The organism is Methylobacter luteus IMV-B-3098 (genome assembly GCF_000427625.1).
GTDB lineage: Bacteria > Pseudomonadota > Gammaproteobacteria > Methylococcales > Methylomonadaceae > Methylobacter > Methylobacter luteus.
The window spans coordinates 3,914,440-3,928,763 of sequence record NZ_KE386569.1 but is presented as its reverse complement, the minus strand read 5'-3'; the positions used below and the strand labels follow the sequence as shown (position 1 = coordinate 3,928,763).

The 14,324-nt window shown below is 47.7% G+C and carries 13 protein-coding genes and 1 pseudogene; 2 read left to right on the top strand and 12 right to left on the bottom strand.

Annotated features, from left to right (window positions below):
- Positions 1-170 precede the first annotated feature (170 nt).
- Entirely contained in the window at positions 171-413 is a 243-nt protein-coding gene (locus METLU_RS28125) for a transposase (protein ID WP_331271284.1), read from the bottom strand.
- Between METLU_RS28125 and METLU_RS28120 the strand changes: the two are divergent.
- Positions 370-471, top strand: a pseudogene (locus METLU_RS28120) (IS5/IS1182 family transposase); the annotation flags it as partial. The gene METLU_RS28125 and the pseudogene METLU_RS28120 sit on opposite strands and share 44 nt — an antisense overlap.
- A gap of 43 nt (positions 472-514) precedes the next feature.
- Here METLU_RS28120 and METLU_RS0120750 read toward each other — a convergent pair.
- The 7 genes from METLU_RS0120750 to METLU_RS0120720 all read right to left on the bottom strand — a co-directional run bounded on the left by METLU_RS0120750 (position 515) and on the right by METLU_RS0120720 (position 8,735).
- On the bottom strand, positions 515-1,204 hold the full coding sequence (locus METLU_RS0120750; protein ID WP_027159904.1) for a response regulator transcription factor: 690 nt from the start codon (positions 1,202-1,204) through the stop codon (positions 515-517).
- Positions 1,205-1,949: 745 nt separating this feature from the next.
- Positions 1,950-2,213 (bottom strand): anti-sigma factor family protein, encoded by a 264-nt coding sequence (locus METLU_RS29330; protein ID WP_027159903.1) that lies wholly within the window; start codon positions 2,211-2,213, stop codon positions 1,950-1,952.
- A 15-nt stretch (positions 2,214-2,228) separates the two neighbouring features.
- Positions 2,229-2,792, bottom strand: coding sequence for a sigma-70 family RNA polymerase sigma factor (locus tag METLU_RS0120740; RefSeq protein ID WP_027159902.1), 564 nt, complete (start codon positions 2,790-2,792; stop codon positions 2,229-2,231).
- 134 nt (positions 2,793-2,926) lie between these two features.
- On the bottom strand, positions 2,927-3,667 hold the full coding sequence (locus METLU_RS0120735) for a DUF547 domain-containing protein (RefSeq protein WP_027159901.1): 741 nt from the start codon (positions 3,665-3,667) through the stop codon (positions 2,927-2,929).
- A gap of 26 nt (positions 3,668-3,693) precedes the next feature.
- Positions 3,694-4,809 (bottom strand): inorganic phosphate transporter, encoded by a 1,116-nt coding sequence (locus tag METLU_RS0120730; protein ID WP_027159900.1) that lies wholly within the window; start codon positions 4,807-4,809, stop codon positions 3,694-3,696.
- 20 nt (positions 4,810-4,829) lie between these two features.
- Positions 4,830-6,974: an FAD-dependent oxidoreductase gene (locus METLU_RS0120725; RefSeq protein ID WP_407939099.1), complete on the bottom strand. Its 2,145-nt coding sequence runs from the start codon at positions 6,972-6,974 to the stop codon at positions 4,830-4,832.
- 318 nt (positions 6,975-7,292) lie between these two features.
- Positions 7,293-8,735 carry an ABC transporter substrate-binding protein gene (locus tag METLU_RS0120720; RefSeq protein ID WP_231383667.1) on the bottom strand — a complete coding sequence of 481 codons (1,443 nt, stop codon included), beginning with the start codon at positions 8,733-8,735 and terminating at the stop codon, positions 7,293-7,295.
- A gap of 63 nt (positions 8,736-8,798) precedes the next feature.
- Between METLU_RS0120720 and METLU_RS29070 the strand changes: the two genes are divergently transcribed.
- On the top strand, positions 8,799-8,981 hold the full coding sequence (locus tag METLU_RS29070) for a hypothetical protein (RefSeq protein ID WP_231383666.1): 183 nt from the start codon (positions 8,799-8,801) through the stop codon (positions 8,979-8,981).
- Positions 8,982-9,073: 92 nt separating this feature from the next.
- Here METLU_RS29070 and METLU_RS0120715 read toward each other — a convergent pair whose 3' ends face one another.
- From METLU_RS0120715 to METLU_RS0120700, 4 genes are all read right to left on the bottom strand, one after another.
- Positions 9,074-9,766, bottom strand: coding sequence for an SCO family protein (locus tag METLU_RS0120715; protein WP_231383665.1), 693 nt, complete (start codon positions 9,764-9,766; stop codon positions 9,074-9,076).
- 93 nt (positions 9,767-9,859) lie between these two features.
- Positions 9,860-11,491 (bottom strand): hypothetical protein, encoded by a 1,632-nt coding sequence (locus METLU_RS0120710; protein ID WP_027159896.1) that lies wholly within the window; start codon positions 11,489-11,491, stop codon positions 9,860-9,862.
- Between the two features lie 45 nt (positions 11,492-11,536).
- Positions 11,537-12,208 (bottom strand): SCO family protein, encoded by a 672-nt coding sequence (locus METLU_RS26925; protein ID WP_051300047.1) that lies wholly within the window; start codon positions 12,206-12,208, stop codon positions 11,537-11,539.
- Between the two features lie 45 nt (positions 12,209-12,253).
- A complete protein-coding gene (locus METLU_RS0120700) occupies positions 12,254-13,999 on the bottom strand; it encodes a multicopper oxidase family protein (protein ID WP_027159895.1) in 1,746 nt (581 codons plus the stop codon).
- Between the last annotated feature and the right edge of the window lie 325 nt (positions 14,000-14,324).

The following is a 14,324-nucleotide window of genomic DNA, read 5'->3' as shown; positions in this document are numbered from 1 at the left end:
CCCGAGCTTCTTGCCTTTTAACCCGAAAAGAAAAAGAAGGGATGGCAGTGATCCAGCTTCACTATCACCATGACTCACCGGTCCACTTTTTTATCCCGACCTCCGCATCATCAATTAGTATTTCAAAGGGGACATAACTTCTTTTGTCCCGCCAAATGACCCCACCCTCATCAAAAGCAGTAATTTTCATTTAGCCAGCTTGCCGACGCCGGTGTAAAGTGAAACTGCACGCGGCCACCCCGTTTTTTCAACCACTCATCGTTTTTCTTGCGGGTGCAGTAATTGTCCAGGATCATGTGCACCTCTTTATCGTCAGGCACATCCCGCAGCACTTGCCCCATAAAGTGCCGAAAGTCTTCCCGCGTTTCAGAGAAGTGCAGGCGGCTTTGGAAAAATACTGAGCGCTTGCTCAATACCAGCTTGCAACTCGTCAATCTGGCTTGCTTGGCGCGGTTACTGCGGAGATATTGAACAGGCTCTAAGATGGCATTAATGGCCTAGCCTGTAAATTTCTTTATAGGACAGGTTCAGCGGAGATACCATTGCGGGTCGCAAAAAGGGCCAGCTCCAATCGATCTTTGACTTCAAGCTTTCCATAGACCGAGTAAATATGATTGCGAACCGTTTTTTCACTTATATGCAATGCTTTCGCTATCGATAATGTATTAAGACCATTTACTACCAGATTAACGATTTCACGTTCTCGTTTTGATAAACAGGTTAAGCTGTTTTTTTGCAAATCCGCTATCTGATTCCGTTTTCCGATTTCTTTAAAAGCAGAAGTTAATAAGGTTCGATCAAACCATACCTCATTGGATAAAACTCTATCGATTGCCTTGAGCAAAATATCGGAAGTCTCGGTTTTCAAAATGATTCCAGATACACCAGCACGAATAAAATCAAAATAGAAGTCGCTGCTACAAGGCGATGATATTAATAAAATATGACTCTCTTCACACCTTTGCGCTAATCTGTAAATAAATGGAATACTATCTTCATGGTTGAAGCAAGGGTCCGCTAGGATAATATCAGGCTTCAGATTGTCGGCCATCTCAAATGCTTGTTCATTAAATCCAACCTGAGCGATTACATTTAAATGATGATGTTTTATTATTAGACTAGCCAAAGCTTCTCTATACAATGTCTGATCATCAATCAACATGACTGTTTTAGATTGATTTGTGAAGATATTATCAGCTTGCATATTTAGATCCAGAATAATTTTAATATTTCTTTAAGAAAAGTTTATTAACCTAATTGGCAAGTTATCTCTAAATTCAAAATGCTTTTTAGATTTCGTCATTCAGTATCAATTACTAGATTTAATCTCCCTGGATGTAAGTTTAAAATCTTCCAGATTTATTATTGAATACTTTTAATCATAAAAAAGCATATATAGATTAATAAATAAATAATACGTATAAGGTATATTCCCGATTGAAATTGATTGTTGTACGAGAGTTGATTGAAGAAGCAAAAATCCGCATCAAAAATGCGATCTGAACTTGATGGTTCAAGATGAATTAATGAAATTATACAAGAAGAATAGTCGACTATGATCAGAATGTGAAAAATATCACATTAATCCTGCATTCTAAAGTGGTCGTCGCTTTTTTGCACAGGAAGTCATTTATTCCTCTTAGTGTGGAATAAAGTTGAATGGGGTCTTGAATTGTATAATTTTTGTTAAAATTTGCTATTTTATGCTTATATTAGCTGTCAAAATTAGCACTCACAACTTAGATAGATCCGCCACAGTCAGATCTGACTGGTCACTGTTTGTGGAGACGCAAGTAAACGGAATAGACCATTGCGTGTTTGTTTACTGAGCCGCTAAAACGGAGATTTCTTACAGACGTTTACAAGATATTTTGCATTCGCATTTATTAGGATGGTTGAAGGCTCAAAAGCCATTTAAGCTTTCCTGTTAAGGATCATCCCGAGCTAAGTCAATTTTTATCTGTCATATTTTTTCTTAAAGCCTGTTTAATCCGTGTCCGGGCTTGTTCGGAGAGTTTAAAGGATTCAGGCAACATCTGGTCGGATTTTCCAGCAGCCCGTATCACTGAACGCAATTTTTTGACATCTCGGAGATAACGCCGACACAGGCTGCAAAGCGAAATATGCAGCCAAAGTCCCAGGTTCTCATGCCAAGTCAGTTTGACATCCAGTTTTTTTGAAATCAGATGGCTAGCTTCTTTACACGTCAACATTTCATTCGTCCCTATTTAATTGAGCCATTTCAGATCAAGGCAATGGCGCAGTTGCAGCCGCGTTCTCGACAAGATTACCCAGAAATTATTGAGCGTCGAGATTGACATCAATTGGCAGATTTCTTCGCTCTCTATGCCATCCAATTCACGCAGCATAAACAATTGCGCCATTTTGGGCGGCAACCGATCGATGCAGTGCTGCAAAATATCGAGAAACTGCTCCTGCTCCAGCGATGTGTCTGGTTTGGACCAGGAAGATAAATCGACTTGCCAGTTGCCTTGCTGATCGAAGTAATCATTGTTCTCATCGTCTGAAAATTGCCCCGCAAATTCCTGGGCCTTTTCTCTGGACGATTTTCGAAAATGATCGATTATCTTATGCTTCAGTATGCCGATCAGCCAGGTTCGCTCGGATGCTTCTCCGGCGTAGCGAGCATTGGCTTTTAAAGCAGCCAGCAGCGTTTCCTGTACTAAATCCTCCGCCATTTCGGAATCACGAACGCGGGCAAAGGCATAGCGATAGAGAATATCGCCGTGCAAATCCAGCCATTGGTCTGGTGACGACAGTTCATGCCTCATCTCACTGCCCCCGTTGTTATTGAAATTATTTGATCCATTCTCGATGAAAATAATGTTGAAAATTGAATGCCAAGTATAAGGCAAAACAATTAAACAATTATCTTCAACAATTCTCATACGGCTAATTGCACCTCTTATTGTGCACCGTTAACCGCCCAGTCATAAGGAAGGCTCGTTTTTAGAATTAACTCGGGTAATCCGGTTTTATTGCGTTTTATGAAGGCTGTGACGCCGTCCTGAGATTTAAAGTCATCTTCAAACCAGTCGAATATTTTGGAAACATGAATTGCATTCTTTTCGACTCTGAGTCCCTTGCCGGCATTGCCGAGAAAGCGCCGTGTTTGCTCGGCCAGTTGCTCATCAAGTCTGGCCGCCGTATAAGGTTCATTGCGTAAGTCAGGACAGCTTACTGAAGCGCATACGATAGCCAGATGAATCCGCGGCTCACCCATCGGGCGCAGGATCTCATGCTCCACTTCACCCAGCGTTACCGTCTTGCCGCCCAGTTCGCCAGCCGGTTTATCCCAAACCGGGCTGAACAGGCTGCCGGCATCCTTGATGCTTTCGGTCGGCCAATGGTCTGCCACCATTTTCAGCGCCAGTATATTGTAGGCATTGATATAAAAAGCCAGTTTTTCCTCACGGCCAGCCAAGCGATCAAGCTTGAATGCCGTAAGGTCCCGGTAGGCTTTATCCAGGCTGCCATTGTTTTTAATAACAGAATAGTCCACCAGCATCAGTGACACTCCGTTTTTCGATCCTGGTTTGACATGTTTCAATACCGAATGGTAACTGGCCCAATCGGGTTCTTCCGCAACCGCATTCCAGGCCGAAAACAACAGACTGACAGTTAACAATAGAGATTTTTTACACATTATTTTTCTCCAAAATACTTAATGGCTCATCCGCTGAACGTGCTGGTCATGCCATAAATAGCGGCGGCGCATAAAGCGGCACACGGCAAGGTCAACAGCCAGGACAAAACAATGGATGCGAACATTCGATGATGCGCCTTGCCATTGGTCAGACCGATCCCGAACAGCGAGCCTACCGATACATGCGTAGTGGAAACAGGCATGCCAAATTGACTGGCAAAAATCACCAGCAAAGCGGTCGTTAAATTGGCAGCCAAACCTTGCCCATGGCTGATTGCTGTGATTTTGTGGCTCATGGTCTCGGCGACGCGCCGCGCATTGACGAGGCCCCCCAAAGCCATCATTCCAGCGACCAAAATGATGATCCAGTGAATATTTAACGAGGGCGCCAGCAATAATAAGGCAGCGATTTTGGGCGTATCATTAAGGCCACGGGCAAAACAGACGGAACCCGCACTCAAAAAATGCAGTTTATCCACCACACTTTGCGCATTGATGCCCAACACCTTACCTGAATAACGGTTGGCGCAGGCAACTTCGGTATCAATAGTGAGACTAGTCGCCGGGTGTTGCGCCATAGCCATAATGCTTGTCTCATTATTCAGAGTCGCTTCACTTTCCACGCACAAACAGAGCGACTCGCCTATACCCAACCTTTGCCGGACCCGCTGTAACGCCAGATAAACGAACATCGCCAACACAACGGCGAACAGCGGGCTTAACAGCAATGGCATCACAAAATTATGCTGCAACGCGGTAAGATTCATTTCGCCCCATGACGCCAGCAAGCCGCTGCCGACCATAGCCCCGAGCAAGGCATGCGTCGTTGACACGGGAAAGCCGATACGGGTCGCCAGAATTACGGTCAATCCGGCTCCTCCGGCCACGGCGGTAATGAACGGGACCGACTGGATCAAGGCATCCGTGACCAAACCCTTGCCAGAAAATTTAATTAATAATGACTGCGCCAGATACAAGGCGCACAGCGAACCCGCCAAAGTGGTCAGCGTAGCCCAGAACAAAGCCGTCCTGTATGTTGCCGCGTCGCTGCCATACAAGGACGCGACACCTTTAAAGTTATCGTTGGCGCCATTGGCAAAACTCAGGAAACAGACAGCCACAATCAGCAATAATAGTGTCATATCAATAGCTCTCGGTTAAGTTATCCGCGCCGCCAGGCGTGGAAACGCTCCAGCCAGCGCAGCAAACCTTGCGGCGCATGCGCGCGTTTCCAGACTCCTGCTGCATATTTGTTAGCCTCGGCCAGAGTCGGATAGATATGGATCGTGCCCAGCATTTTGTTCAGGCCGATGCCGTGCTTCATGGCCAGCACGAACTCGGCAATCAGGTCTCCCGCATGTTCGCCGACGATGGTAACGCCGAGAATCTTGTCCTTGCCGGGTTGAGTCAGCACCTTGACGAAGCCGTGTGCCTCGCCGTCGGCAATCGCGCGGTCGAGATCGTCGATACCGTAAGTCACCACTTCATAAGGAATGCCCTGTTCTTTGGCGTCTTGCTCGTTCAAGCCAACCCGAGCTACTTCCGGATCGGTAAAGGTCGACCAGGGAATCACCGAATAATCGGTACGGAATTTCTTGAACTGGCCGAACAGGGCATTGACGGCGGCATACCAGGCCTGATGCGCAGCGGTATGAGTAAACTGATAAGGGCCTGCCACATCGCCGCAGGCATAAATATTCGGATAATTAGTCGCCTGAAAGGCATCGGTGGCTATGGTTTTTCTGGGCGACAGCGCAATGCCCAGTTCTTCCACGCCATAGCCTTCAACGTTGGCGGCCCGGCCGATTGCGACCAGCACCTGGTCGAACGGAATTTTGACCGGTTTACCCTGATGCTCGGCGACCAGAATTTTTTCACCGTTTTCGACAATAAATGCCTTTGCAGTGTGTTCCAGGCGCAAATCGGCGCCTTCCTGTTTGAAACGCGCCATGACTGCTTCGGATACGTCGGAGTCTTCACGCACCAGCAGGCGCGGCGCCATTTCAACCACAATGACCTGACTGCCGAAACGGACAAAACATTGGGCCAGTTCACTGCCGATTGGTCCGCCTCCGAGTATGAGCAGGCGTTTCGGCAATATCCGTAAGTTCCAGACCGTGTCCGAAGTCAAATAATCAATAGTTTCAATGCCGGAAATAGGCGGCACAAACGGGCGCGCGCCTGCGGTAATGACAATTGACCGAGTCGTCAGGATTTGAAACCCCTCGGCGGTTTTGACTTGGACTTCCCACGGCGAAATGATTTTGGCCTCGCCTTCGATAACATCGACGCCTAATTCAGTGTATCGCTTGATTGAATCGTGCGGCTCTACAGTTTTGATCACCGACTGCACCCGCTCCATGATGTCGGCGAAATCGAAGTCCGCGCTGGCCTGTTTGATGCCGAATTCTTTGGAGCGCTGTAGATGAGACAGCCATTTGGCCGAACGGATCAGTGCCTTTGACGGAACGCAACCGGTATTCAGGCAATCGCCGCCCATTTTATGCTTTTCGATCAGTGTAACTTTGGCTTTCACGGCCGCGGCAATATAAGCTGTCACCAGGCCGCCGGAACCGGCGCCGATCACGACCAGATTGTTATCAAACCGTTTAGGTCTTTGCCACTTTTGGTAGACTTTCATAACTTTTACACCCTCCACGACTTTTTTAGCCAATAAAGGAAATAATCCGAGCAGGACAAATGAGCCCAGCAAGGCTGGCGACAATATACCGGACAATGAATCGATTTTCGCCAACTGCGTGCCGGCATTGACGTAAACGATAGTCCCGGCCAGCATACCGGCCTGACTGACCCAATAGAACGTCCAGATGCGAAGCGCCGTCAATCCCATCGCCAGATTGATCATGAAGAACGGAAAAAGCGGAACCAGGCGCAGAGTAAATAAATAGAACGGGCCATCCCGATTGATGCCCTCGTCTATCGCTTGCAGACGATCCCTCAAGCGAGCCTCGACAGCATCCCGAAACAAAAACCGGGTCGCAAGAAAAGCTAGCGTCGCGCCGATGCTCGAGGCGAAGGACACAACCACCGTGCCCCACAACAAACCAAAAATGGCTCCGCCTGCCAAGGTCAACACTGCGGCTCCAGGCAGCGACAGAGCGGTAACCGCTATATATGCCAAGGTATAAATCACAGCAGTCAGACCAGGATGAGCACTGCGATAAGATTCGATGGCCACCTGCTGCGATTCCAAGGCCTCTAAAGTGAGGTACTTTCCGAGATCGAAGATGAAAAAAGCCGCTATCGAAGTGGCGATGACCAAGAGCAACAGAATTCTTGTTTTCAAGATATGCGCCCCGCCCTTTCAAATAACGATTCCGTCAATATTGGCCGCTGCAATCGGCTAAGCTTTTCCAACTGAATAAACATGCGGGATTCCTTTGCATAATTAATGACTATGCTTCTTAGTCGGTCAAGCAGAGATTTGCTTACAGAAACAGAGAAAATTTAAGCAATAATCATCTTCTTCGCATTTATCCCAAATTTAAATGTGCAGCTTGATGCCCTTTCCTTTAACAAAGTAAGGGCGTCAAAAATACTGCTTTGGCTTTTGGAAGGGAATTGAATAATTCAAAGGTGTCATTCTGAGATCACCTTGACATGGCTATGGAACAATCCAGGGGCTTACTGGCTTGACAGACTGCTCTTCCGAACCAGCCAATTGAACCAGATAGGCGCCTTTGGAAGCGAATCGTTGCTCCGGACCAAGACTCAATCTCGGGAATGTGCCGGGGTTCAGCGCGTTTTCGGCCTCATGTTCGACATACTCGAGCAGATAATCGCGCGAAAAATGGTCGACGACATGTTCGAGGCTATACTGCAATAAATTCAACGCATAATAGGTGTTGAATTGAATCCTGGGATTGGAAATCTCCAATTTTCGTGTATTCATCCATGCCCTGATCCTAAATGTGTGAGGGTGATAAGCAGTAGGCAATTCGTAGGGATAGCTGAAATAGAATTTTGGCATGATCTCCTTCGGCAAGCTGGTCAAGTCCGCTTGCAGCAGTTCCGATGGCAGAAAAATGCGCTCTATCTTCTGAGACTGGACTGCCAACTCGCTTAAAATTGCGCCCTTCAGTTTGCCCGGCCAAACAACAATCGTTCCGATCTGGGGATGACTCTCTACATATTTTGCCCATTCGGCCCGAAAATTTTCCACATCGTTTACCGGAATGCTTTCAACAGCGAATGTCTTGTCGGCATTAAGAGTTTGGGTAAAAGCTTTCGCCGGATCGCTGCCTTCAACATCATCCGAATAAAACACGGCAATGGGAGCTGCCGGATCAGGCTTTTTTTCTTTCAGCAGATATTTGGCCATTGCTTTGGCTTCTAATAAAATGCCTTGATTAAAATAAACAGAATAGTGGCCAGGTTGTGCAACTGGCGGAGTCTGAGTTAACGGAAACAGACAAGGCACTTTGTATTTCTCGCAGAACTCATGTATCGGCGCCCAACTACCTTCCGCCATGCCGCCGATCAAAGCAAATACCGGATTTTTCTGATAATACGCAGCCAATTCTTTCGGCCATTCCGCAGGGTTGTCGGAAAGCTCCCAGACTTCATGGTTCCAGATGCGGAACGCCTTGGCGAAATCGGAACGATAGCTCGGCGAAAAGTTTGGGTGATCCTGGTTCCCTTTGGTTTCCAGATTCAGCCATTCCACATATTTTGCGATTGTCGACAACATCGCATTCTTGTCGCCGGTATTGGCGTTTTTGCTGACGACAGTGGCGAAATAGATCGAGTTTTCATCCACGCCTGGATCGTTGTGCGAAGAGAGACTTTTTAAATAGTCTGTCAAGCCCGCCATGTCCTGGTCGCTGATTTGGTAACGCGGCATCAAGGGGCTTAATTTTCTTCCTGAAGGATCGATGCCTTCGCGTATGGCACGCGCTAAGGATTCATCAGTATAAGCCGGACGCTGATAAGAAGAGCGCATTCTCGCCCAAAAAAGCTTGGACTGGCTTTCCTTGAACAATTTCTTGAACAGATCGGCCCGGTCAAAATTACGAGGATTGAAAAGGCTGTCACCGGTTACCGGCAAGACATAGTTTCCACCTTCACTGGAACCGTAACCGCTGCGCCGATGGCATTGAGCGCAATTGAAATGAGCATCTTTAAATTCAATGTCGCCCTCGGTTCGACCTTGCAGAGGTTCACCGGAAGAATCGATGCCCTGATTATAGATTTGTTCGCCAACCGTAGAATTATCGAATGGGAAAAAATTGAAATACTGGTGCGCGATCCAAAAGCCGATCAGCGGCAGCAACATTATAAAGAAAAGTATTAGTCCTCGTTTTATGAGCGAGAAAGATGACAGTCTGGCGTTCATTAATTTAGTTCTTGCCGAATAGAGAAATAATGCTGAAAGTGACAGGCCGGTTAATCTTTAAGCTGGCCGGGTAAGCCAATCAGGCTTTTATATTCTGAAATGATCTCGTTTTTGCCCAAAAGTCCCTCAATTCTTATCCAATTTGCGCCTGGCTCTGAGCGCATGAAAGTCAGCGACTTGTGATACATTTTATTGTTTCCTGTGTAAGCGGCATCGAAGGCTCTTAATACCTTGGAAACATCGTCCCGGCTGCCGGTCAGAAAGTGCCAGTTTTTTCCGGCTTTAAACCGCTTGGCGTACTCGCCCAATCTTTCAGGCGTATCCTGTTCGGGATCGATTGATATGGAAACCAGACGGTATGTTCTGCCGGCTAAGGCGTCCAACTCGGGCTGGGCGCTGGCGAATGAAGCGCTTAATACCGGACAGATGGTGGAACAGGTTGCGAAGATGAACTGTACCATGACCGGTCCGCCGTAATCGATCAATTGGCGGAGACCGACGTCGCTGCCCTCCTTGTCAACCATTTGCACGTTGGGCAGGCTGTACAACGCCTCGCTGCGCGTATAATTATGAGCCAAAGGTTTTGCAGGTTCTTCACTGAGTTGACGAGCCGCGTTTCCGCGTTCCATGGGTTTGGGATCGGACAGCACCCATCCTTGCATCACATCACCGGCAAATGTTATTTCGCCATAAAGCAATAAAAAGGCAGCATTAAATAGCCGTTTATATCGCGGATTCACCATTATCCCCCATAAAAAAACAGGTAAGCGGCGATTTTCTATTCAACAAATCGCCGCTTACCTCGTACGGTTATGTTATAGCTTTAAATTATACGACTAATGGATCGACCATACCGCAATGTCATGATGCAAAGGATCGAATTGATACCAGCGTATGCGCCGCGAAGGTTCGAAATTCATTTGCATGACTATGTTATGTTCGCCAACGACAGTGTCGTCTCCTGACCCTGTTGCGGGAGGTGTCACTATCAGGCTTGGTCTGTTTGATGTAGGCATGCCGGCATTAACCCACCAGTGGGCCCGTCCGAAAGTAAACCACTGTCCGGCTCCTCCGATCGCTTCGGTGGATTGGAAGGTGTTTTCCCAACCGCGTCTACCGCCGAAATCGACATTGAAGTAGGCATGATCGAAATGGTCACCGTTCAGCAACTTAATTTTTACTGTTTTACCGCGGAGATTCCAATCAGGGTATATGACAGCGCTGTCATCGGTAATACCTTTCATTTGGCCATAGATGGTATTGTTGACAAAAAACAGAGTCCAATCACTATCAGGATCAGCCTTTACGCCATCCGGCAGTTTATTGCGGTTTTGCCATTGATCGAAAGCGCGGTAGATTGCTGCAATCTCCTGCTTTGAAGCGCTACCGTGCGCTTTAATGGCTCGCAGCGTGTTCCACATGCGCTTTTCAGGGGCAAGATCGCCGATTTTAGCGATGGCTGCCAGTTTGTCCGCTTCGCTCGCGGTCGGATGTTCACCAAAAACAGAGGTCTCCCATTGCACCAGTGTCTTGCCGGCCAGCATTTTTCTGGCATTTTCAGCAACCTGCACTCTGGGCGGATGTCGGCGCCAGCCCCAGTGATAACTCAAATTATAGTATTTGCCCGGCGCCATCTTTACTTCATACACAGTTCTGGTGCCATCTTCCATAGGAAAAAATGTCTGGTCCATCAGAACATTGGGCATCGGCGGCATCCCCATTGGACTTAGAGCCGGATCATCGAAATACATGACCATCGGCGCGAAATCATCATGTCCGCGGTTAAGCGTATCGACGGTATAATGTATGGTCCAAGGTACATCCAACACATCACTGGGATCAATCATGGCGGTGTCGGATTCGATATGGCTGTCGAACCATACTTGATGGACTTCGGCAACACCGCCAACTTTGACGCCGTTTTCAAAGATGGGCTGAACATGCTTAACCTTATTGGGGCCGTTATAGTGCAGCAACGGCATGCCGCTGTAATTTCTGCCCTGAATCGGATTGCCTTCCAGGATGTCGAGCGCTTTCTGCACCGCAACCGCATTCGAACCCGCTGAATTCCTAATCTGCCTGAAAGCCATGATTAAATCGTCTGTCGGCGATGTTTTATCGATGACAGAGACAACCGGGTCGGCATGCAGGTTGTAAGGATGTTCAGGCGTGGACGGAAGCGTGTTGGGCACTTCAATGCCGTTGCCATCGCAGACATTCTTGTATACGGTAGGCAGATGATTGCTGCCCGGTGGTTCGGCAAAAGGATCCTGGCTCGGGAAAATGGTATTTTCCGGAGTGATAATGGTAGTGGTTTTCACGCCACCGATTTCCGTTACCGATTCCTGAGCCTCGGGAGGTCTTGGTTGGGGCATGAGGCAGTCCGCAGCGCTAGCTGTGGCGATGCCGCTCAAAGAAACCGTCATGGCCAATAGCAGACGGCTGTATTTAAATTTTTGTTCTAACATAGTTCCGTTCCTTAAAGTACCGCAGCTTGACAAGCTGAAGATGATTTAAACATCGCGGTTGCTGTTTTTGTCTTTTTGTTGGCTCAGATTCACGGGGCCCGCGCGCTTGACTTCGCTGCCTGCAGGTCTGCCGTTTTGCAGCCATCCCAGACGCGTTACCGCCATATCAGGATCCGCGTCGGTGGCAAAAGCGCCCCATAAGCCTACACTGCCGTTTCCATAGTGCACCATGCGCATGTTGATGCCTTCATGGTGATGGTGCTTGGATAAGTGTCTGGCAAACCGGCCGCTGATCGCTTTGGCGTCATCTCCTGAGGAGCGAAGCAGATGCCAGCCAGCCGGAATACGATGCTCCTCGGCGTAGGCGGCGAGCCTTTCCTCGGTATCTTTTTCAGGATCGGTAGTAATTGAATAAAGGCTAACCTCTTTTCCCAGTTTATCGCCCAAGCGCTGCGCTATCTGTGAAAAGTGTTCGAGCGATGAAAATTGCTTCTGGCTGTCGATGGACATGAATTGCACCAATACCACCTTGTCGCGTATCAAATCACTGTAAAAACGGTAAGCTTTACCGGTGTGCGAAGTTACTGCAACATCGGGAAACTGATTGCCGCCGCGCCCCTGAGTAGGCGGCGGTAAAAGAGCTTTTACTAACAGGTCTCTAAGTTCCATTTTGGACATGGAATGGGCTGAAACTTTCTGGGCTTTTTTGTTATTCATAAGTACCTCGTGTGAGTCAAGTTCAGTGAATGCTAACAGGCATAATTAATCGCCCTCACCTGGAGGTACAATGTCCCACCGAATCATCATCGCGTGATCTTCATGCACGACGTTGTGGCAATGCATGACGTGTTTGCCGAGAAAATCCCGCCAGCGCGAGTAAAATTTCACTTCCTCGTTCGGCCCCAGCATGACCACGTCTTTTCTGGCATGCCGAACGTCATTCCGGTCTATCGGCTTGCCGTTTATTTCCAGTATCTGAAATTCTTCGAAGTGGCTGTGAATAGGATGCATCCATGTGTTACCGGCATTTCTGAAAGTCCAGATTTCGGCACTGTCCTGTTCAATCAAGGCATCGGGTCTATTGGGATCCATCAGTTTGCCGTTGATTGTCCATAAGCCGTTGTCGTAATCAAAAACGAACAAACGCTCCCTTCTGACTTTACCCATGTTGATAGGAGGAAGAGTACGCATGTGATCAGGTATGCGGCTGGGATCGGGGCCTGTGGCAGCAACAACATCGAAACGCATGATTTGGTCACCCTGATCCAATTGTCTTCCGGTCCAGCCAGCGCCATCAGAACGAATCTCCATACGGTTGACTAAATAAATAAAGTCGCCGGGGTTGTATTTGGAGAAATCAATGATGATATCGTGCCGTTCCGCAACGCCAAGCCTGATACTATCGGTTTCGATCGGCTGAGGAAGCAGGTTGCCGTCCGTTGAAATCACGAAGAATTGCTCGCCCTTGTCCGAGCCGCCTTCTTTTTGCAGAAACAGCTCATACAATCTGGATGGGCCGCCGTTCAGGACACGGAAGCGATATTTCCGGGCCTCAACTTTGAAATAGGGCTGAATAATACGGTTGACAGTAAACCGGTCGCCTATCATGCCGTGAGTTGTGTACATCGCGCTGGGCAGATCGTTGCCGGTTGGCTCGGGATTGAAAAAGTCCCAGATAGCCTGCCCGTTCTGATCGAACTGAACATCATGCAGAATCAGCGGCACATCGTATTTACCGCTAGGCAAGCGGAATGTACCTGGTTTTGTCTCATCGTTGGCATCCTTTTCATCGAAGAGCAGGTAAAAACCGTTCAGGCCCGCGTAAACGTTTGGCGCAGTAAAATCCAGGCGGTGATCGTGGTACCAGAGGGTGGACAAGGTTTCGCGCTTGTCAAAACCTGCAGGGAAATTGCAGTATTGATGATCCCAAAATTCGCCTGGGTTTATATAATCCTGCGGTATCCCGTCGCTTTCCGACGCTGTATGGGCATTATGCAAGTGTATAGTTGAACTGGGCAGGGCAAAGCGCACATTTCCCGCGCCTACCGGGGGCAAATTATTGATGCGTCGCACGAATACCGGGTCGCCATACCGGCAGTGATAGGTCATGCCGGGGGTTATACCTTTCGCCATGCCGGGTTCGCGAAAACCCCAGGACCAGGATCCCTGGTTGTAAGGAAAATCCGTGTGGTACTGCCACAGAAATTCTTCGAGATAATTGACGTAAAATTGCTTTGGCTCAAATTCGTGATAGCGTTGATGCCGCTGGGGATCGGGCACTATTCCGCCACCTTCTGCAGTTGACAGATAATCCTTGCTCACCGGTTTGGCTATCGGCATCACATTCAACGGCACGACAAATGGTCGTACCGGTGGACTCGGTGCTTCAGCAATACTCGGGATAAACCCGTCGGGAAATACCAGTTCAGCCTTACCAATTTTAGGCGCCAGAAGACCGTAACCGGCGCCAGCCACTCCAAACTTCAAAATATCACGTCTTGTTGCCATAATATCCACCCCACATTTTTAAAAATTTCCGTGAAATTATTTGCCTTTCAAGTTCCTGAAAAGCGATTTTTTTTATCTATTGCCAAAAAACAGAATTAGTCATAAACCAAATTCTGATTGTTTATAATCTAACATTTTGATTTATTGGATATCTTGAGAGATTTAGCTCATTTTTTATAGGTAGAATGTCTAATATTTTCGTGACATATATCACAGTATAGTTTTGTGATATATGTCCCATTTTTGAAAGATCATTTAGGGAGCTAGAGCAATTAGCTGTTACTTGAGATCAACTTGTACTGTTAAAACTGAATTTTGTTGATCA